General features: G+C 61.3%; 23 protein-coding genes. 10 read left to right on the top strand and 13 right to left on the bottom strand.

Annotated elements, in window-relative coordinates; genetic code table 11:
* Positions 1–50: 50 nt before the first annotated feature.
* Complete coding sequence (locus tag ASD32_RS15525; RefSeq protein ID WP_060638949.1) at positions 51–1,079, top strand: NAD(P)H-binding protein; 1,029 nt, start codon at positions 51–53, stop codon at positions 1,077–1,079.
* A 16-nt stretch (positions 1,080–1,095) separates the two neighbouring features.
* Here ASD32_RS15525 and ASD32_RS15530 read toward each other — a convergent pair whose 3' ends face one another.
* The 7 genes from ASD32_RS15530 to trxB form a co-directional block, all read right to left on the bottom strand.
* Positions 1,096–2,037 (bottom strand): lytic transglycosylase domain-containing protein, encoded by a 942-nt coding sequence (locus ASD32_RS15530; RefSeq protein ID WP_156383197.1) that lies wholly within the window; start codon positions 2,035–2,037, stop codon positions 1,096–1,098.
* A 64-nt stretch (positions 2,038–2,101) separates the two neighbouring features.
* Positions 2,102–2,605 carry a GNAT family N-acetyltransferase gene (locus tag ASD32_RS15535; RefSeq protein ID WP_060638951.1) on the bottom strand — a complete coding sequence of 168 codons (504 nt, stop codon included), beginning with the start codon at positions 2,603–2,605 and terminating at the stop codon, positions 2,102–2,104.
* Between the two features lie 82 nt (positions 2,606–2,687).
* On the bottom strand, positions 2,688–3,488 hold the full coding sequence (locus tag ASD32_RS15540) for an aminoglycoside phosphotransferase family protein (RefSeq protein ID WP_060638952.1): 801 nt from the start codon (positions 3,486–3,488) through the stop codon (positions 2,688–2,690).
* Positions 3,489–3,968: 480 nt separating this feature from the next.
* A complete protein-coding gene (locus ASD32_RS15545) occupies positions 3,969–5,093 on the bottom strand; it encodes an alkene reductase (protein WP_060638953.1) in 1,125 nt (374 codons plus the stop codon).
* A gap of 63 nt (positions 5,094–5,156) precedes the next feature.
* Entirely contained in the window at positions 5,157–5,450 is a 294-nt protein-coding gene (locus ASD32_RS15550; RefSeq protein WP_060638986.1) for a metalloregulator ArsR/SmtB family transcription factor, read from the bottom strand.
* Positions 5,451–6,086: 636 nt separating this feature from the next.
* On the bottom strand, positions 6,087–6,983 hold the full coding sequence (locus ASD32_RS15555; RefSeq protein WP_060638987.1) for a LysR family transcriptional regulator VtlR: 897 nt from the start codon (positions 6,981–6,983) through the stop codon (positions 6,087–6,089).
* 113 nt (positions 6,984–7,096) lie between these two features.
* A complete protein-coding gene (gene trxB, locus ASD32_RS15560; protein WP_060638954.1) occupies positions 7,097–8,071 on the bottom strand; it encodes a thioredoxin-disulfide reductase in 975 nt (324 codons plus the stop codon).
* 324 nt (positions 8,072–8,395) lie between these two features.
* Between trxB and ASD32_RS15565 the strand changes: the two genes are divergently transcribed.
* On the top strand, positions 8,396–8,866 hold the full coding sequence (locus tag ASD32_RS15565) for an Lrp/AsnC family transcriptional regulator (protein ID WP_081927807.1): 471 nt from the start codon (positions 8,396–8,398) through the stop codon (positions 8,864–8,866).
* A 29-nt stretch (positions 8,867–8,895) separates the two neighbouring features.
* Here the strand turns inward: ASD32_RS15565 and ASD32_RS15570 are convergent, their stop codons facing one another.
* Entirely contained in the window at positions 8,896–9,957 is a 1,062-nt protein-coding gene (locus ASD32_RS15570) for a glycosyltransferase family 4 protein (RefSeq protein ID WP_060638955.1), read from the bottom strand.
* 90 nt (positions 9,958–10,047) lie between these two features.
* Positions 10,048–10,524: a transcription elongation factor GreA gene (gene greA, locus ASD32_RS15575; protein WP_037098620.1), complete on the bottom strand. Its 477-nt coding sequence runs from the start codon at positions 10,522–10,524 to the stop codon at positions 10,048–10,050.
* 301 nt (positions 10,525–10,825) lie between these two features.
* Between greA and ASD32_RS15580 the strand changes: the two genes are divergently transcribed.
* On the top strand, positions 10,826–11,179 hold the full coding sequence (locus tag ASD32_RS15580; protein ID WP_060638988.1) for a hypothetical protein: 354 nt from the start codon (positions 10,826–10,828) through the stop codon (positions 11,177–11,179).
* Positions 11,180–11,216: 37 nt separating this feature from the next.
* Positions 11,217–12,197 (top strand): SDR family oxidoreductase, encoded by a 981-nt coding sequence (locus ASD32_RS15585; protein WP_060638956.1) that lies wholly within the window; start codon positions 11,217–11,219, stop codon positions 12,195–12,197.
* On the opposite strand, the gene ASD32_RS15590 is transcribed toward ASD32_RS15585, so the two are convergent.
* Positions 12,191–12,802, bottom strand: a complete 612-nt coding sequence (locus tag ASD32_RS15590) for a TetR/AcrR family transcriptional regulator (RefSeq protein ID WP_060638957.1) — start codon at positions 12,800–12,802, stop codon at positions 12,191–12,193. The two genes, ASD32_RS15585 and ASD32_RS15590, sit on opposite strands and share 7 nt — an antisense overlap.
* Before the next feature lie 79 nt (positions 12,803–12,881).
* On the opposite strand from ASD32_RS15590, the gene ASD32_RS15595 reads away from it, so the two are divergent.
* Both ASD32_RS15595 and ASD32_RS15600 read left to right on the top strand, forming a co-directional pair.
* Entirely contained in the window at positions 12,882–13,517 is a 636-nt protein-coding gene (locus ASD32_RS15595) for an NAD(P)H-dependent oxidoreductase (protein ID WP_060638958.1), read from the top strand.
* A 190-nt stretch (positions 13,518–13,707) separates the two neighbouring features.
* Positions 13,708–15,081 carry an MFS transporter gene (locus ASD32_RS15600; RefSeq protein WP_060638989.1) on the top strand — a complete coding sequence of 458 codons (1,374 nt, stop codon included), beginning with the start codon at positions 13,708–13,710 and terminating at the stop codon, positions 15,079–15,081.
* Positions 15,082–15,125: 44 nt separating this feature from the next.
* On the opposite strand, the gene ASD32_RS15605 is transcribed toward ASD32_RS15600, so the two are convergent.
* The 3 genes from ASD32_RS15605 to ASD32_RS15615 all read right to left on the bottom strand — a co-directional run bounded on the left by ASD32_RS15605 (position 15,126) and on the right by ASD32_RS15615 (position 20,358).
* Positions 15,126–15,320, bottom strand: coding sequence for a DUF2283 domain-containing protein (locus tag ASD32_RS15605; RefSeq protein WP_060638959.1), 195 nt, complete (start codon positions 15,318–15,320; stop codon positions 15,126–15,128).
* Between the two features lie 260 nt (positions 15,321–15,580).
* Positions 15,581–19,066: a carbamoyl-phosphate synthase large subunit gene (gene carB, locus ASD32_RS15610; RefSeq protein WP_060638960.1), complete on the bottom strand. Its 3,486-nt coding sequence runs from the start codon at positions 19,064–19,066 to the stop codon at positions 15,581–15,583.
* A 263-nt stretch (positions 19,067–19,329) separates the two neighbouring features.
* On the bottom strand, positions 19,330–20,358 hold the full coding sequence (locus ASD32_RS15615) for a zinc-dependent alcohol dehydrogenase family protein (RefSeq protein WP_060638961.1): 1,029 nt from the start codon (positions 20,356–20,358) through the stop codon (positions 19,330–19,332).
* Positions 20,359–20,543: 185 nt separating this feature from the next.
* Here ASD32_RS15615 and ASD32_RS15620 point away from each other — a divergent pair, with 185 nt between their 5' ends.
* From ASD32_RS15620 to ASD32_RS15635, 4 genes are all read left to right on the top strand, one after another.
* Complete coding sequence (locus tag ASD32_RS15620; protein ID WP_060638962.1) at positions 20,544–21,479, top strand: neutral zinc metallopeptidase; 936 nt, start codon at positions 20,544–20,546, stop codon at positions 21,477–21,479.
* Positions 21,480–21,653: 174 nt separating this feature from the next.
* The gene (locus ASD32_RS15625) at positions 21,654–21,986 is read left to right on the top strand and encodes a hypothetical protein (RefSeq protein WP_060638963.1); all 333 of its coding nucleotides are present in this window, start codon (positions 21,654–21,656) and stop codon (positions 21,984–21,986) included.
* 52 nt (positions 21,987–22,038) lie between these two features.
* On the top strand, positions 22,039–22,383 hold the full coding sequence (locus ASD32_RS15630) for a hypothetical protein (protein ID WP_060638964.1): 345 nt from the start codon (positions 22,039–22,041) through the stop codon (positions 22,381–22,383).
* A 399-nt stretch (positions 22,384–22,782) separates the two neighbouring features.
* Positions 22,783–24,039, top strand: coding sequence for a TCR/Tet family MFS transporter (locus ASD32_RS15635; protein WP_060638965.1), 1,257 nt, complete (start codon positions 22,783–22,785; stop codon positions 24,037–24,039).
* Positions 24,040–24,157: the final 118 nt, after the last annotated feature.

The raw sequence follows: 24,157 nt of genomic DNA on the forward strand, positions 1-24,157 counted from the left end.
TTTAATTGGAAAGCGTTCAGAATGATCTCCAACGCAACAGGAGATCAGACATGACCGAACAGGCAAAACAGATCGCTCTCATCCTCGGCGCCACCGGCGGTATTGGCGGCGCGGTGGCTGGAAACCTCAAAGCCCGCGGCTGGACGATCCGCGCGCTTCATCGTGATCCTGCCAGGGTGCGTGCGAAAAACCCGGATTTCGACTGGGTATCGGGCGATGCCATGACGGCAAACGATGTGCTCGCCGCAGCTGAAGGCGCAAGCCTGATCGTGCACGCCGTCAACCCGCCAGGATACCGCAACTGGGGCACGCTGGTGCTGCCGATGATCAGCAATACGATTGCGGCGGCCAAGGCAAGCGGAGCCATGGTGCTGCTGCCCGGCACGATCTACAATTTTGGCCCGGATGCGTTTCCGCTGCTGCACGAAAAATCGCCGCAGAACCCGGTGACCGCCAAGGGCAAGATCCGCGCCGACATGGAGCGCCGCCTGGAGGCAGCGTCGCAGGAGGGTGTGCGTGTCATCATCGTAAGGGCAGGGGATTTCTTCGGTCCGGGGGCAGCCAATAGCTGGTTTTCGCAAGGCATGGTGACGCCCGGCAAGCCGGTGACCCGCATCACCTATCCGGGCGCAAGGGGCATTGGCCATCAATGGGCCTATCTGCCCGATGTAGCCGAGACGATGGCGCGCCTTGTCGATCGCCGCGCGGCGCTTCCGGCATTCGCCGTGTTCCATATGCAGGGGTTCTGGGATGAGGACGGCACGCGTCTGGCCGCTGCGATCCGCCGCGCCAGCGGTAATCCTAGCGTCAAGGTCAGGTCCTTTCCGTGGTGGCTTTTGCCCTTCGCCGCCCCCTTCGTGCCCTTCTTCAGGGAATTGAGAGAAATGCGCTATCTCTGGCAGGAGCCGCTGCGCATGCCCAATGACCGGCTGGTTGCCGCAATCGGTGCCGAACCGTGGACCCCGATCGACGAGGCCGTACGCGCCTCGCTTGTCGACCTCGGCTGCGTGGCCGCAGAGCCGGCAAAACGGGCTCTCCCTGCACCCCGGCAAAGCGATGCCGGTGACGTGACGGCGTGAAGCGTTCGGCCGTCCCTCAGTTCTTGAAGACGATGCAGGCGCCGCCGGTCTTGCGGACCTGCGTGCAGACCGCATCGGCCTCGGCCCGCGTCTCGCGGCCGATGCGGGCGGTGTAGCGCAGCCGGTTGCCGAAGGCGCGGTTGCGCTCGCGCTGGATCAGCGGCTTTTCCGCATTGAGTGGCGCGGGCATGCGGCTCACCGTCGCCAGAAACAACCGCTGCGCCACGCTCTTTTGAAAATGCGCCGAGAGCTGCGCGCCCCAGGGCGCAAAGGTGCCTTCGCCTTCGAACTCGACCTCGTTCAGGCGCCGCTTGTCGGCAAGGGCGGTGCAGGCATCGTAGAAGGATTTCTCCTTGTCGAGCCTGAGATCAAGCGCCTCCGGCGGATTGTCCTTCCATTCCTCGATCGAGTGGGCGGTGATGGCAAGCACATAGGCGCGGGTCTCTGACGGCAGGTTTCCGGTTGCCAGAAAGCTGCTCAACCCACCTTCACCGGCATTGTAGGCGGCTGCGGCAAAGCCGAGATTGCCGAAGCGGTCGCGCAGCGCATCGAGATATTCGGCGGATTTTCCAAGCGCCTCCAGCGCGTCGAAACTGTTGTTCAAGCCGCGCAACCTGGCGGTCGAGGGGATGAACTGCGCAATGCCCTCAGCACCTTTGGGGCTGACCGCATTTGGCCGGAACAGGCTTTCCTTCCAGATCAGCCGGGCAAAGAAATCGGGCGGTAGTGCGTTGGTTTCAGCAAAATGGCCAAGGGCGGTGCAGATATCGCGGCTATAGCTGCGCGCCCGCACGCAAAGCGTCGTGTCTGCAGTGCTGGCCGAATAGACGCAGGGCGGCGCGCGCCATTCCGGCTGTGCACGGGCGATGGCGCCTTGCGAAAACAGTCCGGCGACCAGGGTGGTGACAGCCAATGCCGCAACCCAAGCCCCGCAATGCCGCCGTGTCTGATCTTTCATGCGTTCAGGACCATACATTTCATGAGGCCCTTGATAGCATCGATCGGGTGAAACCGGGAGGAACCTATGGTTTTTCCGGCAGGGTCAGTTGCATGAAGGTGAGGTCCAGCCAGCGTCCGAACTTGGTGCCGACTTCCTTCATCTGGCCGGTGATCTCGAAGCCGAGCTTTTCATGCAGCCGGATCGAGGCTGCATTGTTGGCTTCGATGCCCGCCACCATCACATGCTTGCCGCAGGCCGCCGCCCGCTCGATCAGGGCCTGCATCAGGAGCTTGCCGATCCCGCCGCCGCGCTGGTTCTTTTCGACATAGACGGAATGTTCGACAGTGTGGCGATAACCGTCGAAGGCGCGCCAGTCGCCGAACGAGGCATAGCCGGCAATGATGCCGTCATCCGTCACCGCAACCAGGACCGGATAGCCGAGACGCCTGCGATCTGCAAACCATGCGGCGCGGTTTTCCAGATCCACCTGCGTGTCGTTCCAGATCGCCGTCGTGTTGAGCACGGCGTCATTGTAGATATCGCGGATGGCGGGCAGGTCGGTCTCTTCGGCGTCGCGCAGATGCATCAATGTCTCCAGCAGTGTGCCGAAGCTCTAAGCCGTGCAATAGGCGTTGTACAGCGGCTAAATCATCGATCGGAAAAACGGTTCAGATGCCGCCGCCAAGCTCTGCAGCGGCGATTTCGGCGACATGAAGTGCGGGCGCCGGATCGCCCTCATCCTCGAGAAACCAGGCTGCGGACAGTCCGGCATAGGCGATGACCCAGCGTAGCAGCCGCTCCGGTGCAAGCCCCGATACCTCCGCCACGATGGGAAGCTGGCGGCGAAGCCTTGCAGCGTCTTTTGTTGCGGGCAGGTCCGGATTGCAAAACAGGTTGGCATAGTCATAGCCGCGCTCGCCGAGCAGACCCTTCGGGTCGATCGCCAGCCAGCCCCGGTCTTCAAAGTCGAGAATATTGCTGTGGTGGATATCGCCGTGCAGGGCGCCGGTCTCAAGCGGCCCATCGAGCAGGGTTTTGGCAACCGCATGCGAGGTGGCGAAGGCTCCGCCGTGGATTGTGGATGCCGTCTCAAGGGCGCGAAACCAGATGTCGAGGGGAACAAGCTCGGGATAGGGTTTTGTGTGTGGCCGGTGCAGGGTTTGCACCGTACCGCAGATGATCCGGCTCGCGGCATCATCGTCGCCGCTCATCGCCATGGAGAGCAGCGATAGCTTTCCGTGCGCCCGCTCAAGCAGAACGGCATCATCGTCGTTTGCATAGACCTTGGCCGCACCTAACCCATCCCACCATTGCATCAGCAACGCACCGCGCTTTTCCTCGCTTACGGTGGCAACCTTCAGCATCGCAGGCAGGCCCTGCCAGCGGACGGGAAGGAGATGGCTGGAATGGGTGACGACAGGACTTCCGTCTGGCACGAGGTCAAAGGCCTGAATGTAACGGTCAAACATTGCGCGTCTTTCATTAACCTCCCCCTTGAGGGGGGAGGTCGCCGCGACGCGGCGGGTGGGGGTGACCCACCGCGAGCACCATAGCCTATTGTATACGCCGCAGCTCACCCCACCCCGGAGCTTCGCTCCGACCCTCCCCCTCAAGGGGAGGGTGGATTTCACGCGCCTGTCCTTTCACCTCCCCCTTGAGGGGGGAGGTCGCCGCAACGCGGCGGGTGGGGGCGACCGACTGCGAACACTATTGCCGATTGTATCCGCCGCAGGTCACCCCACCCCGGCACTGCGTGCCGACCCTCCCCCTCAAGGAGAGGGTGGATGGTCAGGCGCCTGCCCTTTCACCTCCCCCTTGAGGGGGGAGGTCGCCGCGCCGCGGCGGGTGGGGGTGACCCACCGCGAGCGCCATGGCCTATTGTATACGCCGCAGCTCACCCCACCCCGGAGCTTCGCTCCGACCCTCCCCCTCGAGGGGAGGGTGGATGGTCACGCCACCTGCTGTTCCAAGACCGGGTAATCCGTGTAGCCCTTGGCGCCGCCGCCGTAGAAGGTTGCCTGGTCCGGGGTGTTGAGCGGGGCATTGTCTTTCAGCCGCTGGACCAGGTCCGGATTGGCGATGAACGGCTTGCCGAAGGCGACGAGGTCGGTCCTGCCGTCCTTGACGGCCTCGATGGCGAGGTCGCGGTCGTAGCCGTTGTTGGTCATCCAGGCGGCCTTCCCGCCGGCCTTTTCATAGGCTGCGCGCAGAGCTGCGTAGTCGAACGGCGTGTCGCCTTGCTGGAAGTCGCGCGGGCCGCCGGTGGCACCCTCGATGACGTGGATGTAGGACAGCTTGTACCTGGCAAGGCCCTCGACGACAAAGGTGAAGAGCGTCTGCGCATCCGGGTCGGACGAATCGTTGGCGGGCGTGACCGGGGAAATGCGGATGCCGGTGCGGCCCTCGCCGATTTCCTTGGTGATGGCATCGACGACCTCGAACAGGAAGCGGGCGCGGTTTTCGATCGGGCCGCCATAGGCGTCGGTGCGGACATTGGAGCCCGACCGCAGAAACTGGTCGATCAGGTAACCGTTGGCGGCATGGATCTCGACACCGTCAAAGCCGGCATCGACAGCGGCGCGGGCGGCCTTGCGATAGTCCTCGATGATGCCGGGAATTTCGGAAAGTTCCAGCGCGCGCGGCTCGGAGGTTTCGGCAAAGGTGCCGGTACCGTCGGCATTGACGAGGTAGGTCTTCGATTTCGCCTGTATGGCCGAGGCCGAGACCGGCTTGCCGCCGTCCGGCTGCAGCGTGGTGTGGGAGATACGGCCGACATGCCACATCTGCACGACGATCTTGCCGCCGGCCGAATGCACGGCGTCGGTCACCTTTTTCCAGCCGTCGAGGGCTTCTGCGGTGTAGAGGCCGGGAACGTCGGCATAACCCTGGCCCTGATGGGTGATCGCGGTCGCCTCGGTGATCAAAAGACCGGCCGATGCGCGCTGTTCATAATAGGTGACGTTGAGCGTGTTCGGCACGGCGCCCGGCGAACGGTTGCGCGTCAGCGGTGCCATCACGATGCGGTTGGCAAGCTCGATGTCGCCGATCTTGATCGGGTCGAAGAGGGAAGTCATGGGAAGTCCTTTTCAATGACTGCGGTTATGTCTTGGGAGGATGAGGTTCAGGCAATGTGGCTGTCAGAGCGTCTTGCCGATATCGGTCAGGAACGCGGCGATCGTGTCTTCGTTCCGCTTGTAGAAAATCCACTGGCCAACACGTTTGGTGGTGACGAGATCGGCGCGCTGCAGGATCGACAGATGGCCAGAGACTGTCGATTGCGACAGGCCGCAGCGTTCGAACTGGCTGGCGCAGACCCCCATGTCCAGCGGATGATGCTGGGTGGAAAAATGCGCTTCCGGCTCCTTCATCCAGCCAAGCATCTCGATGCGCTTGGGATGTGCCAGGGCTTTGAGGATTTCGTCTTTGTCCATCACCGTTTCTGTATCGCTAAATTCCGATGTACCGATATGTAAATCGGCCAAAGCCGATATTCAAGTCACGACTTCGTGAAAAATGCATCACTGGAAATTTGGGCAAAAAAAGAGGGCCACTGAAGAACAGGGCCCTTTGAGATGTGAAGGTTAAAACCTCCAGAGGGGAACAGCTGCTGCGATGGTACTGGGAGGAAGAAGACCATCATGTGCATCAGCTGGATTGGATATGGGAAAGCGCCGCCGGAACGTCAATGGCTCGCGCCAAGAATTATTGCAACTATAGGTATGTCTTTGAAATCTGGGCAAAAAAAGAGGGCCACAAGAAAAACTTGGGCCCTTTATAGTTATGAAGGTAATTAAACCTCCAGAGGGGAACAGCTGCTGCGGTGGCACTGGGAGGAAAAAAGCCACCAAGATGCATCAGCTGCAGTCGGTATGATGGTTTTTTGGGCCGTTCGCAATCATTTAATATGCATGACAGCCATGTGCCGTACGCACCCCTGCGCAATTTTCAGGCGATTTCAGGTTGTTGCATCCCCCGCAAAACTGGGGATTTGGCAAAAAATCAGTTAAAACAACAGTTTGTCTAGAAGAAAAGTGAAGAACATTTTTTGTGCAGGTGCGAAGGCCGTATCAGAAGGCCCAGTTGCGGGCCTTTGCAACGATGAAATCACGGAAGACTTTCAGCTTGGCGGCGTTCTTCATCTCGTCGGGATAGCAGAAATAGGTGTCGAAGGACGGAATCTCCGCACCGATCGGAAGTTGAATCAAGCCCGGATCGCGGCCGACGATATAGTCCGGCATCATGGCAATGCCGATGCCGAGCAGGCAGGCGCGCTTGATCGAGGTCTGGCTGTTGATCTGCAGGTGCGAGGGGCGGGGATTGTCGGAATCCCGGCCGGCGATCTCCAGCCAGTTGACGTCGAGCAAATAGTTGGGTGCCGGTTCCCCGAAGGTGATGATGCGGTGGTTGTCGAGATCCTCGATCGACTGCGGCTCGCCATACTTGTTGATATAGGAGGGGGCCGCGTAGACATGCATGTGCACAGTGAACAGCTTGCGCTGGATGAGATCGGACTGTTGCGGCTGGCGCAGCCGGATGGCGCAGTCGGCATGGCGCATGTTCACGTCCAGCTCCTCGTTGTCGAGGATCAGCTGGACCTGCATGTCGGGATAGAGCGACAGGAATTCCTGCACCTTGTCGGTCAGCCAGCCCTGGCCGAGGCCCACCGTCGTGGTGATGCGCAGCTTGCCGGACGGCTTGTCGGTATTCTCGGTCAGCTGAACCTTGACGCTTTCCAGCTTCATCAGCACTTCATGGGCGGTTCGATAGAGGATTTCGCCCTGTTCGGTCAGGATCAGGCCGCGGGCATGGCGATGGAACAGCTTGATGCCGACATCCTGCTCCAGCGACGAGACCTGGCGGCTGATGGCCGATTGGGAAAGGTGCAGCTTGTCGGCCGCATGGGTGAACGATCCCGCTTCCGCCGCCGCATGGAAAATGCGCAGTTTGTCCCAGTCTAGCGGCATGGTGTCCCCCAATAGGTGCTCGTGGCGGAAAACGGCCTCGTGTTTTCCGCCATAAGGCTGATTGTCTGTTCCCACTCAGAAGCGGCTTTGACCGCTCCCATTCTTCGCGGCTTCTATTCGGCCGCAATTGCGACAGGCATATGGCCCGCCAGATATTTTTCGGCTTCAAGAGCGGCCATGCAGCCCATTCCGGCAGCGGTGATCGCCTGGCGGTAGATATCGTCGGTCACGTCGCCGGCGGCGTAAACGCCAGCCACGTCGGTGGCCGTCGAATCCGGCGCCGTCCATAGGTAACCGTTCGGCTTCAGGCGCAGCTTGTCCTTGAAGAGCTCGACCGCCGGCGCATGTCCGATTGCCACGAACACGCCGTCGATCGGCATGTCGCTGACGGTACCCGTCCTGGTGTTGCGCAGCTTGACGCCGCTGACGGAAGCCGGCATCGGGGGCTTGGCCGGGCTACCTGTATATTCCGTCACTTCATGATCCCAGATGATCTTGACGTTCGGTTTGGCAAACAGCCGCTCCTGCAGGATCTTTTCGGCGCGGAAATGATCACGGCGATGCACCACCGTCACGGTCTTCGCAAGGTTGGACAGGTAGAGTGCTTCCTCGACGGCCGAATTGCCGCCGCCGACCACGATCACGTCCTTGTTGCGATAGAAGAAGCCGTCGCAGGTGGCGCAGGCCGAAACGCCGAAACCCTGGAAGGCCGGTTCGCTTTCGATGCCCAGCCATTTCGCCTTGGCGCCGGTGGCGATGATCAGGACGTCGGCGGTCCAGTCGGTGCCGCTGTCGGTCGTGAGCTTGAACGGGCGCACCGACATATCGACATCGGTGACGAGGTCGTTGACGATCTCGGCGCCGACATGCTGCGCCTGCTTGAGCATCTGCTCCATCATCCACGGGCCCTGGACCGGATCGGCATAGCCCGGATAGTTCTCGACATCGGTGGTGATCATCAGCTGGCCGCCCTGTTCCATGCCGGCGATCAGAACCGGATTGAGCAGCGCGCGCGCCGAATAGATGGCGGCGGTATAACCGGCAGGTCCTGAGCCGATGATGAGAACTTTGGTGTGTCGGGCAGTCATGGTCCGGGTCCTTCGATCACCACAGCGGTATAAAGCCGCGCAGCATCGTCCTTCGTTGAGAAAATCCCCTCTAGTCTAGGGATTCTGGCGGCCTTGTTTCAAGGGCAGGGTGGCCGATACACACAGATGTGTTGCTCCATTGCCCCGATTTTGCGAGGTTTTTGTGCATGACACACAAACTCGCTCTCGTTTTTCCATCTCAATACGTGTTACCGACGAGCCTTTCATCCGGCTTGACCGGCCGTCTGGTTTCTGGCGTGCCGGGCCTCTTCGCAATAACAGCTTTGATCCAATATAACGAGAAGAACAACGGGAAGCTCTACCATGGTGATACGCGTCGAACTTGATGCTATCGATATGAAAATTCTGCGCGAACTGCAAAATGACGGACGCATGACCAATGTCGAGCTGGCCGAGCGTGTTGGCATCTCGGCACCGCCCTGCCTGCGGCGCGTGCGCAAGCTCGAAGAGGCCGGCATCATCCGCGGCTATCGCGCCCTTTTGAATGCCCCGGCGCTGGGTTACGATCTGGTCGCGTTTTGTATGGTCGGCCTGAAACATCAGTCGGATGCCAATCTGAAGGCATTTGCCAAGCAGACGGCCAACTGGCCGCTGGTGCGCGAAGCCTGGATGGTGTCGGGAGAATCCGATTTCCTGCTGCAATGTGTGGCTGAAAACCTGGCAGGCTTCCAGGATTTCGTGATCGAGGAACTCACGGCCACCGAGAATGTGGATACGGTCCGCACCATGCTGACCATCCGCCAGGTCAAGGATGTCAGCCTGATCGAGATCTAGATGTGGAGCCTCATTGATCGTACGAGGTTCTAACTCTTAGACAGAAGCGTCTCGTAAACCGCGCCGATCTTCTCCGCTTCTCCCTTGATGCTGAAACTCTCAACGGCGCGCAAAAGCCCGCGCTTGCCGGCGCGCTGTGTCCGTTCCGGATCGTCCATGAACAGAGCCGAAGCCTCCGTCATCTCAGCAAGAGACCCTGCCGCAATGAGAATGCCGGTCTCGTCCGCACCGGTGACGAGCAGTTCGGAAAAGGCGCCGACATCGGTCGCCACGACCGGTACCTGCGTTGCCATCGCTTCGAGCGGGGTGAGGCCGAAACCTTCCCAGCGCTGCGGGGCGACAAAGAGGTCGAGGGCCCGGTACCAGTCGGGAATATTCGTATGTTCGCCGACAAACAGGATGCGTCCGGCAAGGCCTGCCGATTTCACCTTTTCCTTCAATTCGGTCTCGAAGGCCTGATGCGACGGCGTGGCGCGGCCGGCGATGATGGCGATCCAGTCCGGCCGCTGCGGCAAAAGGGCAATCATGCTGTCGACGAAGAGGTCGGTGCCCTTCTGGTGGCGCACGCGGCCAAAGCAGCCGGCGATCTTTTTGTCCGCCGGCAGGCCGAGCGCCGTCTTGGCATTGGCCTTGTCTTCTGCCGGAAAGAAGCGCTGCGTGTCGATGCCGTGCATGATGGTGGTGCTCGCCACCTCCAGATAGGCCGCCGTGCGGTTGCTGGTGGCGATCACCGCGTCCATCTTCCGCACAAGGAATTTGGTCCAGCCGGAATGCTTGCGCTGCGAGGCGGAGGTGAAGACGATCTTGAGTTTCATCCGCAGGAGATCGCGCAGCACGATCGCCGGCAGCATCTCGATGTTGCGCCGCGCATGCCAGACGCGCAGCGCCCGGTTTTTCGGGCGGCGCCAAAGGGCAGCGAGCGCTGTGTAGCCGATATGCGGCAGGCTGGCGGGAAGGCCAGGGCCAAGGACCGCGACCTTCTGGCCAAGCGCACGCTGCACCGGGATCAACTGGATGATCGTCGAGGTCACGCCGGACAGGCGGTGCTTGAAGTTCGGCGCTATGATCTCGACGTCGCTGATATCGTCCACGCTTGCCAGCTCCCGTTCTTCATCTCACAGAAAAAGCCCGGAGGCAGCTTTGCGCGCCGTCCGGGCTTTTCAATAGCAACAGGCCGGGGATCAGCCCCAGTTGATGGCGAGGATTTCGTAGGCCTTCGAGCCGCCGGGCGCAACAACCTCGATGGAATCACCGACTTCCTTGCCGATCAGCGCGCGGGCAATCGGCGAGGAGATCGAGATCCGGCCCTGCTTCACGTCGGCTTCCTGGTCGCCGACAATCTGGTAGGTCTTGTTTTCTTCGGTGTCCTCGTCGATCAGCTTGACGGTGGCGCCAAACTTGATCTTGGATCCGGACATCTTCGACAGGTCGATGACTTCGGCGCGCGCGACGTAATCCTCGACTTCGCCGATCCGGCCTTCATTGTGGCTCTGGGCTTCCTTGGCCGCATGATATTCGGCGTTTTCCGAGAGGTCGCCATGGGCGCGCGCTTCGGAAATCGCTTCGATGATCCGCGGGCGCTCTTCCTGCTGACGCCACCGCAGTTCTTCCTGCAACTTGGCGAATCCGCTTTGAGTCATCGGTACTTTTTCGACCATTTCACTGTCCTTCATAGTCCATGCATGGCCCGCTCAGGCAGGCATCAGCACAAAAGAAAACGGTCACCGGAGCGTTAACCCCGGAACCGTCGGAAACATTTGAACAACGCTTATAGCAGATAGCGCGGTGCAAAAGCCAGATTAATCGGCGCTCGCCGCAAGTGCCGCAGCGTCTCTGCGGCGCTGCCCGCGAAGAAAGCGGAACAATTCACCGGTGGCTCCGTTCGGTCTTGGAGACGAAAGCCAGATGAAGCGGCCGTTTAAGGCTCGTGGATCAGGGCAGACAAGCGAGGACCAGATGATGCAGGAAAACAACCATCCACAGGAGCGATTGAAGCTTTACCGGCTGGTGCCGGTTGCCCGCGCCGGCGATCCGAATTGGGACAGTGCCGACAATCAGGGAGAGATCATCGTACGCGCGCTGTCGCCCGCCGACGCGCGGATCACGGCGGCAGAGGCGGAGCTTGATTTCACCGAGATCGATGCCAGCCCTGCAGAGGGCAATTCGACGCGCGATGCCAGCGCCTTCCGCAACGAGCGGCTGTATGCCGTGGTCGAAATGCTCGATCAAAACGGCGTGGCCGCCTCCGGCCCGCGCGGCGTGGTGGAAGGTATCGTGTCTGTCGGCACAATCAAGCCAACCCAGATTTCCTAAAGACAACCAATTTCAGAGACAAACAAGGAGAATGACCATGGCCGCACGGCCCAGCCCAGCCGCCACGACTGCGGAAAAGCAGCGTGATATCCAGGACCAGGTCGCCAAGGCCGATGCCGGGGACAAGGCACAAAAGCCGAAGGAATCGAAAGCCATGCAGGCGGGTGCGCGGGTCTATCCCGTCCCGCCCTTTCCCAAACAGCATCAGCCCAAGCCCGGCGCCGAACACAAGCTCGATCCGGCCCCGCTCTACGAGGCGCCCTATTACAAGGGGTCTGGAAAGCTTGAGGGCAAGGTGGCGTTGATCACCGGTGGCGATAGTGGCATCGGGCGTGCGGTTGCGGTTTTGTTTGCCCGCGAGGGCGCCGATGTCGCAATCCTGCATCTGGCCGAAGGCCGGGATGCCGACGATACCGTCAAGGCGATCGAGGCGGAAGGACGCAAGGCCATGACCTTCGCCGGCGATGTGAAAGACCGGGCGTTTTGCCAAAAGGCGGTTGCCGCCGTGGTCGAGGTGTTCGGAAAGCTCGATATCCTCGTCAACAATGCCGCCTTTCAGGTCCATACCGCCGATGTGCTGGATTTGACGGAAGAGCATTTCGACGAGACGCTGAAGACCAATCTCTATGGCTATTTCTTCATGGCGCAGGCGGCGGTGCCGCACATGAAGGAGGGTAGCGCGATCGTCAATACCGGGTCGATCACAGGGATCGACGGCAGCAAGCAGCTCCTGGATTATTCGATGACCAAGGGCGGCATTCATGCCTTCACCAAGGCCCTGTCGGCTCAGCTGATCGACAAGGGTATCCGCGTCAATGCCGTGGCGCCCGGTCCCGTGTGGACACCGCTCAATCCCTCCGACAAGGATGCGGATGATGTCGCAACGTTCGGAGCCGATACGCCGATGAAGCGGCCGGCCCAGCCGGAGGAGATTGCACCGGCCTATGTCTTCCTCGCCTCGCCGCAATGCTCCAGCTACATTACCGGCGAGATCCTGCCGATTATCGGCGGTTACTGACCGGCATTACGGCCCACCATCGACAGGATGGTCTGGTAAAGCTCGTCTTCGGCCTGACCGGCGGTGATATCGCCGGTCGCGGCAGCAAAGGAGAGGGACTCGGCCGCGCCGAGCATCCCCCAGAGACCGGCAGACGCGATCGTGCCGCTGCCGGAAAAGGGCGCAAGCGTTGCGCGGCATTTCTCGATGAACACCGTTTCATAGTCGCGCTTGACCTTTTCAAGCTCCGGCGAGCCCGCGAGAGCCGCGCTGATCCCCGGAATTTCGCGGCCCTGCTTGAGCACGCAGGCGACATAGGCGGATGCAATCACCTCCGCCTTGCCTTTGAGCGTGGGCTCGCTCTTGTCGAGGGCCTCCTCCATCAGCGCCGTCTGGCGAATGTCGTAATCCCTGTAGAGCGCGGCAAGCAGGCCAGCCCGTGTGGTGAAATGATCGTAGACCACGGGCTTGGTCACCCCGGCCTGTTCCGCCAGGTGCCCAAGCGTCAACGCTTCCGTTCCTTCGTCGCGGATGATCGTCCAGGCAACATCCAAAAGCTGGCGCTGCCGGTCATCGCGCGTCAGGCGGCGGCGTGTGGGCGGGGCTCTAGTTTCCATGCTTGACATCGCTATATACCAAAAGTAACTTACTAAAAGTATATAGCGAGCGGCTTTCGCCCGCAACTGCTGAACAGGAGTTTTCGACATGCATGCACTCATCGTTGTCGCCCATCCCGATCCAGAGTCGCTGACCCACAATGTCGCCCGGCATCTGGCCGAAGGGATCACACAGGCGGGCGAGGGACGTTCCTATGAGATCGCCGACCTCACCGACGAAGGTTTCGATCCGAGATTCCAGATGACCGATATCGCGTCGCATCGCGGCCGGGCGCCGATTGCGCCGCAAATTACGGCCGAACAAGCGAGGATCGACCGGGCCGATGCGCTTGTGCTGGTCTATCCCGTCTATTGGTGGGCAATGCCGGGACTTTTGAAGGGGTGGATCGACCGGGTCTTTTCCAATGGCTGGGCCTATGATGACAGCCAGGGCGACAAGGTCGTCAAGAAACTGCAGCACCTGAATGTCCATCTCGTCGGTATCGGCGGTGCCGACGCTCAGACCTATGCGCGGCGCGGTTACGATACCGCCATGAAGACGCAGATCGACCACGGCATTTTCGACTATTGCGGCGCGCCCGTCGTGACCTCAGAGCTTTTGCTGCAATCGGACGGCCCGGATGGGGCGCTGCATCTGCAGACAGCTGGCCGCATCGGCCGCGACGTTTTCAAGGACAGCGCGGGTGAAGCCAAGGCCAAAAATGTGTCCGCCGGCGCAAAATAGCGCTTTACCTCAACAGCGCTTGAGGTTGTAACAGTCGTGCTTTCTGACTGGAGACGAAAGCATGACGACTGACACGATCCCGCATAGAGACGAACTGGGAGACGAACTGGCGGGCGATATATCCGGCGTATTTGAAGGCGGCGCGGCATCGGCAGGGGGCGCTGAACTGGCTGGCGGATGGGGCGAGCTGATGCGGCCGCGCTATCTGGTCTCGACGATAACGCTGTGCCTGGGCGTCGCCCTGTTCGCCTTCAATGAGTTCTTCATCTCCACGGCCTTGCCGACGGCGGTGGAGGAACTTGGCGGCGCCTCCCTCCTGTCCTGGGCTTTCACCCTCTATCTGGTCTTTGCGATCATCGGCGGCCTTGTCTCTGCCAATCTCAAACAGCGGTTCGGCGCCCGCAACACGCTGCTTGCCGCAGCCGCCATCTTCGTTGCCGGCACCGTTCTTGCCACCTCCGCCACCGCAATGACCGAGGTTTTGGCCGGGCGGTTGCTGCAGGGTGCAGGCGAGGGCGTTGTCGCCGCCTTGTGCTACGCGCTGATCCCCGAACTTTTCCCGTCGCGCCTCGTGCCGAAAGTGTTTGGCGCGGAGGCGATCGTCTGGGCCATGGCGGCGTTTTCCGGACCTCTGGTCGCGGGCGGGCTGACCGAGCATTTCTCCTGGCGCGCCGCCTTCTTCGTCAGCATTCCCGCTGCCGCCATTTTCATCATCCTCGTTCTTGCCATCGTGCCGCGCGGCGTGGCCGGCGGGACCCAGGCGCCGGCCATTCCGTTCGCGCGCCTGATGGCCGCAGGCGCTGGCATCCTGATGATTTCGCTGTCGGGCGTTGCCGGTGGCATCCTGCCAATGTCGGCGCTCCTGGCCGGGGCGGCCGTGGTGCTGGTGACGGTGGTTTACCTCGACCGGCGCGCGCCCAACCCGGTTCTGCCAAGGGCCGCCTTCACCGCGAACAAGGCGCTTGGCACGGGATTATGGGTGATCCTGCTGATGCCGCTGTCGCAGGCGGCAGGCTCGGTCTTCCTCGTCTATAGCCTGCAGCATCTCTGGCATCTCGGCCCGACCGCAGCCGGTGCGCTCAGCGCCGTCATGGCGATATCCTGGAGCCTGTCTGCCATCGGCGTTGCGAGCCTCAGGTCGCTGGCATTGCGCAACCGCATCATGCTGGCAGGCCCGGTGCTGCTGACGATCGGGCTCGCCTTCGTGGTCATCGCCATCGGCACGGACATGATCTGGTTCATCCTGCCGGGGCAGGCGATGATCGGCGCCGGGTTCGGCATTTCCTGGGGCACGCTCAGCCAGCTGATGATGGACGTCTCCACCGACGGCGAACGCGACCGGACCTCGGCCATGCTGCCGACCCTGCAATCGGCCGGCTACGCCATCGGCGCCGCCGTCTTCGGCCTTGCCGCCAATGTCATGGGCTTCGGCGCCGCCGCACCGGCCGAAACCATGCGCCACGCCATGCTCGTGGTCTTCGGCAGCGGCTGCGTGGTCGCTGTCTTGGCCGTCGTCCTGGCGATGCGCACGGCGGGGTTGGCGCGGGCGCAGCAGCCGGTTTGATTTTGGGAAGTATGAAAAGAACGGCGCCCCTTGATCGGGCGCCCTCAGGCCGCTTCGTTCAACGTCTTTGGTGAAAGATGCTGGCGGGCGTCGAGCACTTCCATGCCGACAATATGGCCGTGCTCATCGTAATCCATGATGATACCGGCAGAAATCTCTTCGCTTTCCAGAATTGTCTCGCTGGAGAAACGGATATAGGCCGCGTTTGCCGCCGCATCATATTCGATCAAGGGTTTCATGCTGGCTTGATAGCTCCACGGTCCAGAAATGCCGATATTATACGGATTTCAAAGTCGTCTTCAACGCACGCAACCCGCATCATGCGCGAGCCGCGCTGAGGAACCGGGCCAAAACGCCGTTCCACCGCCGGATCTCGCGGATCCGGCGCCGTCCACAAGGGCGTGCGAGCAACAGTTTCCACCCAAGTTGCATCAAGCCCACGCTCCCGCATCACTGTCAAAGCATGTGCGGAAAAGCGTAGGGGCTTTTGCATTTCGTCTCAGAAATAGCTCTGCAGCGTGCGCACTTCCAAACTGCCGGCCTTGAGCGCCTTGATCGCGCGGGCTGCCGCTTCCGCGCCTGCCATCGTCGTATAATACGGCACTTTCTGCATCAGCGTCGCGCGGCGCAGCGATTTTGAGTCCGAGATCGCCTTGTTGCTGTCCGTCGTGTTGATGACGAGATGGACCTGGCGGTTGCGGATGGCGTCCTCGATATGCGGACGGCCTTCCTGGACCTTGTTGATCTTGATGGCCGTGATACCGTTTTCGCCAAGGAAACGGGCAGTGCCGCCGGTTGCCATGACTTTGAAGCCGATCTCGGTGAGGATTCTGATGGCGGGCAGGACCCGTTCCTTGTCCTCGTCGCGCACCGAAACGAAGACCGTGCCTTCGCGTGGCAGATCGACGCCGGCGCCAAGCTGGGCCTTGGCAAAGGCCAGCGCGAAATCGGTGTCGAGGCCGATGACTTCGCCGGTCGAGCGCATTTCCGGGCCGAGCAGGATATCGACGCCGGGGAAGCGGGCAAACGGGAAGACGGCTTCCTTGACGGCGATATGGTTGAGGTTGCGCGGATCCGGCTTCTTGCCATAGGCGGCGATGGCGTCGTCGAGCTTTTCACCGGCCATGATGCGGGCGGCGATCTTGGCGATCGGCGCGCCGATGGTCTTGGCGACGAAGGGCACGGTGCGCGAGGCGCGCGGGTTGACTTCGAGCACGTAGATCGTGCCGTCCTTGATGGCATATTGCACGTTCATCAGGCCGCCGACCTTCAAGGCCTTCGCCATCGCCTTGGTCTGGCGCTCCAGCTCGTCGACGATCTCGTCCGACAGCGTGTAGACCGGCAGCGAGCAGGCGCTGTCGCCGGAGTGAATGCCGGCTTCCTCGATATGCTCCATGATGCCGGAAACGAAGACGTTCTCGCCATCCGACAGGGCATCGACATCGACTTCGACGGCGTTGGTCAGATAGCTGTCGAACAGAAGCGGGTTCTTGCCGAGCAGGGTATTTATCTGGCCGGTCTTGTCGTTGGGATAGCGCTGCTTGATATCCTCGGGCACCAGTTCCGGCACCGTGTCGAGCAGGTAGGTCTGCAGCATCGATTCCGAATGGATGATCTGCATGGCGCGGCCGCCCAGAACATAGGACGGGCGCACGACCAGCGGGAAGCCGATTTCCGACGCCACGAGGCGGGCCTGTTCGACCGAATAGGCGATGCCGTTGTTCGGCTGGTTGAGGTCGAGCTTCATCAGAAGCTTCTGGAACCGGTCGCGGTCTTCGGCCAGATCGATCATATCCGGTGCTGTGCCGAGGATCGGAATGCCGTTCTTTTCCAAAGCTTCGGCCAGCTTCAGCGGCGTCTGGCCGCCGAACTGCACGATGACGCCGTGCAACTCGCCGTTTTCCTGTTCGGCCCGCAGGATCTCGATCACGTCTTCGGCCGTCAGCGGCTCGAAATAGAGCCGGTCGGACGTATCGTAATCGGTCGATACGGTTTCCGGGTTGCAGTTGATCATGATCGCTTCATAGCCGGCATCCTTCAGCGCGAAGGCGGCGTGGCAGCAGCAATAGTCGAACTCGATGCCCTGGCCGATGCGGTTGGGACCGCCGCCGAGGATGACGACTTTCTTGCGGCCGGAAATCTGGGCTTCCGAGCGGGCAGCGCCATTGAACGGCGTCTCGTAGGTCGAATACATATAGGCGGTCGGCGAGGCGAATTCGGCAGCGCAGGTGTCGATGCGCTTGAAGACCGGACGCACGTTGAGCCGGTTGCGCAGCTCGGCCACTTCCTTCGGGCGGCTCTTCGACAGCGTCGCAAGGCGGGCGTCGGAAAAGCCCATGGCCTTCAGCATGCGCAGGTTTTCGGCATCCTCGGGCAGGCCGTGCTCGCGCACCCGGGCTTCCATGTCGACGATCGCCTTGAACTGGGCGATGAACCACGGATCGATCTTGGAGCCGTCATGCACATCGGCTTCCGACATGCCCATGCGCAGCGCCTGGGCGACCATGCGCAGCCGGTCCGGCGTCGGCGTGCCGATGGCGGCGCGGATGGCATTGTGGTTGTCGCCGGAATCTTCAAGGCCGGGGATCTCGATCTCGTCGAGGCCGGTCAAGCCGGTTTCAAGGCCGCGCAGGGCTTTCTGCAGCGATTCGGCAAAGGTACGGCCGATCGCCATGACTTCGCCGACAGACTTCATCGCCGTCGTCAGCGTCGTGCCTGCGCCGGGGAATTTTTCAAAGGCAAAGCGCGGGATCTTGGTGACGACATAGTCGATCGAGGGTTCGAACGAGGCGGGCGTCGCGCCGCCGGTAATGTCGTTGTCGAGTTCGTCCAGCGTATAGCCGACGGCAAGCTTGGCGGCGATCTTGGCGATCGGAAAGCCGGTAGCCTTCGAGGCAAGCGCCGACGAGCGCGACACGCGCGGGTTCATCTCGATGACGACGAGGCGGCCATTCTCGGGATTGACGGCAAACTGCACGTTCGAGCCGCCGGTCTCGACGCCGATCTCGCGCAGAACCGCGATCGAGGCGTTGCGCATGATCTGGTATTCTTTGTCGGTCAGCGTCAGGGCAGGGGCGACCGTGATGCTGTCACCGGTATGCACGCCCATCGGATCGATGTTTTCGATCGAGCAGATGATGATGCAGTTGTCCGCGGTGTCGCGGACCACTTCCATCTCGTATTCCTTCCAGCCGAGCACCGATTCTTCGATCAGCACTTCCGTCGTCGGCGAGGCATCGAGGCCGGAATTGACGATCTCGAAGAATTCCGAGCGGTTATAGGCAATGCCGCCGCCGGTGCCGCCCATGGTGAAGGACGGGCGGATGATCGCAGGCAAACCAATGGTGTCGAGCGCCTGCGCGCCGATCGCCATGGCATGGCTCATATAGCGCTGCTTGCGGTCGGTCTCGCCGAGGTTCCAGGTGTTTTCCAGCGCGTCGAGCGCCTTGTCGAGGTCGGCGCCCGAAAGCTGTGCCTTCAGCTTGTCGCGCTCGGCAACGTGCAGCTTGCGATCGACATCCTTGATTTCGGTGGCGTTGGCGAGCAGCGATTTCGGGGTTTCGAGCCCGATGCGCGACATGGCCTCGCGAAACAGCGCACGGTCTTCGGCCATGTCGATGGCTTCCGGCTTGGCGCCGATCATTTCGACATTGTAGCGGTCGAGCACACCCATGCGCTTCAGGGAAAGTGCGGTGTTGAGCGCGGTCTGGCCGCCCATGGTGGGCAAAAGCGCGTCCGGGCGTTCCTTGGCGATGATCTTGGCGACGACCTCCGGCGTGATCGGCTCGACATAGGTCGCGTCCGCCATGTCGGGGTCGGTCATGATCGTGGCGGGGTTGGAGTTGACCAGGATGACCCGGTAACCTTCTTCCTTCAGCGCCTTGCACGCTTGCGTCCCGGAATAATCGAATTCGCAGGCCTGGCCGATGACGATCGGTCCCGCACCGATGATGAGGATCGATTTGATGTCTTGGCGCTTTGGCATGGTCTCTATCCGCTTTTTCCGGCTGCGCAAAAAACCGGCCAGGGTGGGAGATCACCGGTCGGGGCGCGCAGGCTTGGTCTTTTCAGGCTAGAAGCGGCTTATAGGGAAATGTGGCCCGTAGCGAAACCCCGAAAATTATGGAATCGACAGGAAAATGACCGGCGAAAAGGCCGTGATACCTGTGAAACAGGGCCTGTTCCCGGCTGCGCCCGCAGGCATGCCGGAAAACACCCGATTCGAGGCCTCCCTGATCCTGCGACGGACTAGCCGCCGGATGCCATCACCAGCACCTTCACTTCTCCTGCCGCCGGTGGATTGCGGATCACGTCAGGCGCTTCCTCCAGCGTGATTTTCCGGGAGATCAGCTTTTCCACATTGATGATGCCGGAGGCGACGAGGTCGGCGGCGCGGCGGTGGGTGAAGGGGTTGATGAAGGAGCCGAGAACCCTGAGTTCCCGGAAGAGAATATCGAACGGCTCGATCCGCACCGTTTCGCCCTGTGCCATCACGCCGAGGATCACCACGGTGCCGCCGGCCTTGGCAAGCCGGGTCGATTGCTCGACCGTTGCGGCAACCCCGGCGCATTCGATCACCACATCGACGCCGCCGGGAACAAGGCCGTCCGGCCCGGTGATCGCAGCGATGAGATCGCGCTCCGAGGGATCGATGCTGGCGGTCGCGCCCAGTTCTTCCGCCAGCTTGCGCTTGGCTTCCTGGCGGGTCGAAAGGATGACAGTAGTGGCGCCGGCAAGCTTCGCCAGCTGCACCGTCAACAGCCCGATGACGCCGCCGCCGAGCACGACCACGGAGGCGCCGGCCTTGATCTCGGCCATGTCAATGCCGTGCAGGCAGCAGGCGAGCGGCTCGCAGAAGGCACCGTGCGCCGCCGGCATATCCAGCGGGATCTCGAAGGCCTGTTTCTGCGGCACGATGACATAATCGGCAAAGCCGCCATCGCGGCTGATGCCGATGGCCTTCAGGTTGCGGCAGAGATTGATCCTGCCTGCCTGGCATTGCGGGCAGCGGCCACAGGAAATATTGGGATCGCCGGTGATGCGGGCGCCAAGCTTGAAGCCCTTCACGTCGGCGCCCACGGCCTCGACGATGCCGCAGAATTCGTGGCCGAGCGTCACGGGCGGCGTCGAGGGAAATTCGCCGTGCAGCAGATGGCGGTCGGTGCCGCAGATGCCGCAGGCTTCCACGCGCACCAGGAGGTCGTCCGGCCCCGGAACGGGCGTCTCGATCTCGCGCACGAAGAGATTGCCGATCGATTCCAGGCGCATGGCTTTCATAGTCCCGTTCCTCCCAAAACAATGGACGGCATACTGGCATGCGCCGCCGCCCGCTGCCAACGCTTTGCCGGAATTTTAGCAACCGAAAAACTTTGTCGTTTTGCACTTGTACAAAATCGCATCTGGCGCGTTATATGAACTTGCAAAGGCATGATAGCCGCAGCGGCTAAGACGGGGAGAACATCATGGAATGGAAGGGCCGGCGCCAATCGGGCAATGTCGAGGACGCACGCGGATCGGGTCCGGTGCGGGGCGGCATGGGCGGCAATCCGTTTGGCAGGGGCGGTGGTTTCCGCCTTCCCACCGGCGGCGGCCGTGGCGGCGGCATGAGCATCGGCACCATCATCTTCCTCGTCGTCATCTATTTCGTCCTGAAGATGATGGGCATCGATATGTTGCAGGTGCTCGATGGCGGCGGCCAATCGACCGGCCAGTCCGGCTATGAACAGTCGCAATCGCCGGCGCCGCAGGGGTCTGCCGCCGAGGAAGAGACCAAGGCTTTCGTCTCCACCGTGCTCGCCGAAACAGAAGACACCTGGAACGGCATCTTCCAGGCGAATGGTGAGACCTATGTCGAGCCCAAGCTTGTCCTCTTCCGCGATGGCATCAATTCGGCCTGCGGTTCGGCGTCGTCGGCGAGCGGCCCGTTCTACTGCCCGGGCGACCAGAAGGTCTATCTCGACATGGCCTTCTTCGATGAACTGTCGCAGAAATTCAACGCGTCCGGCGATTTCGCCGAGGCCTATGTGATTGCCCACGAAGTCGGCCATCACGTCCAGAACCTGCTTGGCATTCTGCCGAAGGTGAATGAGCAGCGCCAGCGCATGAGCGAGGCCGATTCCAACCAGATGTCGGTGCGGGTAGAACTGCAGGCGGATTGCTTTGCCGGCATCTGGGGCAAATATACCCAGCAGAAGGGCCTGCTTGAGCAGGGCGACCTGGAAGAGGCGCTGAATGCCGCGACCCAGATCGGCGACGATACGCTGCAGAAGCGCACCCAGGGCTATGTCGTGCCGGAAAGCTTCAACCACGGCACCTCGGCGCAGCGCGCCACCTGGTTCAAGCGCGGCTTCGACAGCGGCAAGCTGGATGCCTGCGATACGTTCAACAGCAATATCTGAAGGACTGAAGGCGCGTCCCTGATCGGGCGCGCCGTCATTTCCTATCCGGTCTCAAAAAGTTCAATCTCAAAAAGTTGAACCCGCCCGCCAATCGCAAATGCTGCGGGATACCCTATATCTCTTCTATCAAGCGGATGCTGCCGGACATGCCGGACGCCAGCGAAGGAGAAGAGCATGCGGAAAATCCTCACCCTGACAGTCACCGCTGCAGCGCTTGCCCTGTCTGCGGCAGCGCCGGTGGCGGCGAACGAAACGCTCAGCACCATTCTGTTCGGTCATCCCTTGGAGCCAGGCTTCGCCATCGTCTGGATCCCGGTCAGCGACCACGACGACAAGCGGGCGGCCAATTACCGGAATCCATCCGCAGAAACCCGCGCACAGGCGCAAGCCGAAATCGCCTCCAATCCCGGCATCAGAGCGACGTTGGAGCGGCGCAATATCCAGCCGCACAATGTTCTTGCCATCCAGACCGCGCTGAATGGCGGCAAGATCATTTACGCACGTTGACCACCCGCCGCCTGCGGTGCATCCGCCTGCAGCCGCCTGAAGGAGAAAGACATTGAAAAAGCTCATTACGTTCGTTCTCGCTGCGGCCCTTCTGGCACCCCTTGGTGCGGGTCTTACGTCCGCACCCGCCTTTGCCCAGAAGGCGCTGTCCAGCCGCCAGGCCGCCCATCCGGGGATCACGGTGGTGATTGTCGGCGACTTCTACGACCCCGACAATTCCTGGCACATACCGCGCAAGTACCGCGATCCATCGCCACAAACCTTTGCCGAGGGTCAGGAAGAAATCCGCAACACGCCCGGTATCCGCGCCATCCTGCAGCGGCGCGGCATTCCCGCGCGCAACGTCAACGGCGTCCAGACCGCCTTGAACGGCGGCAAGATCGTTTACGTGAGGTGATCAGCGCCCCGCTGCGCAGTATCCCGGCGTGTCTTGAGACCATCTCCACGCCGGGTAATCCCTGCTTGAATCCCACCATTCTCTTGTGACCTTCTCCTTGAGTTTAACCAGAGGTCTTTGGGTTACCAGCAACGCCGCGCCGGCACGTCAAAAAATGATTTTTCGAGAGCTTGGCCTGCCTTCCTCGTTATGAGGAGCGGAGCGCCAGATCCCGAACCCTTCAATCTTCGCGGCGGCTGTCATCGTTCTTCGCCGCTCATCAATGTTCCCGAACCAATCATCAAGAACATTGAAATGTTCACGTATTGTTTCGGCTAAAATTTTCCGGTACAGACGATTTGCCTGTCATGTTCGCGTTCTGTATCCGCGTGCCGCCGGATGCCCAATGAGGTTTGTTCGATGATCGATCCGAAGTCAGCGCGGCGTGGCCTGTCTCTGGTTTTTCTCATCCTGTTCCTCGATATTATGGGCATCGCCATCATCGTGCCGGTGCTGCCAGCCTATCTGGAGGAGTTGACCGGCGACACGATCAGCCAGGCGGCGGTCGATGGCGGCTGGCTGCTTCTCGTCTATTCCGGCATGCAGTTCCTCTTCGCGCCGCTGATCGGCAATCTGTCCGACCGTTTCGGCCGCCGTCCGGTCCTGCTCGCCTCCGTGCTGACCTTCGCGCTCGACAATCTGATCTGTGCGCTGGCGACGACCTACTGGATGCTGTTTGTCGGGCGCGTGCTGGCCGGCATCAGCGGCGCCAGTTTTTCCACCGCCGCCGCCTATATTGCCGATGTCAGCGACGATACGAACCGGGCCAAGAATTTCGGCCTGATCGGCATCGCCTTTGGCACGGGTTTTGCGCTCGGGCCTGTTCTCGGCGGCCTGCTCGGCGAATTCGGGCCGCGCATTCCGTTTTACGGCGCTGCGGCCCTGTCCTTCGTCAATTTCGTTCTCGCCTGGTTCCTGTTGCCCGAAACGCTGGAAAGCCACAACCGCCGCCGGTTCGAATTGAAGCGCGCCAATCCGCTGGGCGCGATCCGGCAGATGCGCAATTATCCCGGCATCGGCTGGGTTCTCCTCGTCTTCTTCCTGTTCTGGCAGGCGCATGCGGTTTATCCCGCCGTCTGGTCGTTCGTCGGCGCCTATCGTTACGGCTGGAGCGAGGGACAGATCGGCCTGTCGCTCGGCGTCTTCGGGATCTGCGGCGCCCTGGTGATGGGCTTTGTCCTGCCCAAGATCATTCCGCGCTTGGGCGAATGGAAGACCGGCGCCGTCGGGCTTATCTTCACCGGGCTCGGGCTTGCCGGTTATGCCCTGGCCGTGCAGGGCTGGATGATCTATGCCGTCATCATCGTCACCTGTCTGGAGGCGCTCGCCGATCCGCCGCTGCGCAGCATCGCCTCGGCCAAGGTTCCGCCCTCGGCGCAAGGCGAGTTGCAGGGCGCCCTGTCGAGCATTTCGAGCTTCACGACGATCCTTGGACCGCTGATGTTCGCGCAGATCTTCAGTATTTTCACCGCACCGCAAGCCCCCGTCACCTTCGCCGGAGCGCCCTATATTCTCGGCGCCGTCTTCGTTGCCCTCGCCATCGCCGTCTATATTCTGAAGGTCCAGCCGGCTCCGGCTGCCGTTGATGGTGATCGCGTTGCCTCACAAGCGAATTGATAGGGTCTCGCATTTCAGTGCAAAAAACGATCAAGTTTTGTGATGTTTCGATGAAAAAATAAGCAGGCTTGCCGTTCTGGCTGGCGCTTTTCAATCGGGTGTTCTATTTCCCAATCTT

This window comes from Rhizobium sp. Root483D2 (genome assembly GCF_001426685.1).
In the GTDB taxonomy this organism is placed as follows: domain Bacteria; phylum Pseudomonadota; class Alphaproteobacteria; order Rhizobiales; family Rhizobiaceae; genus Pararhizobium; species Pararhizobium qamdonense.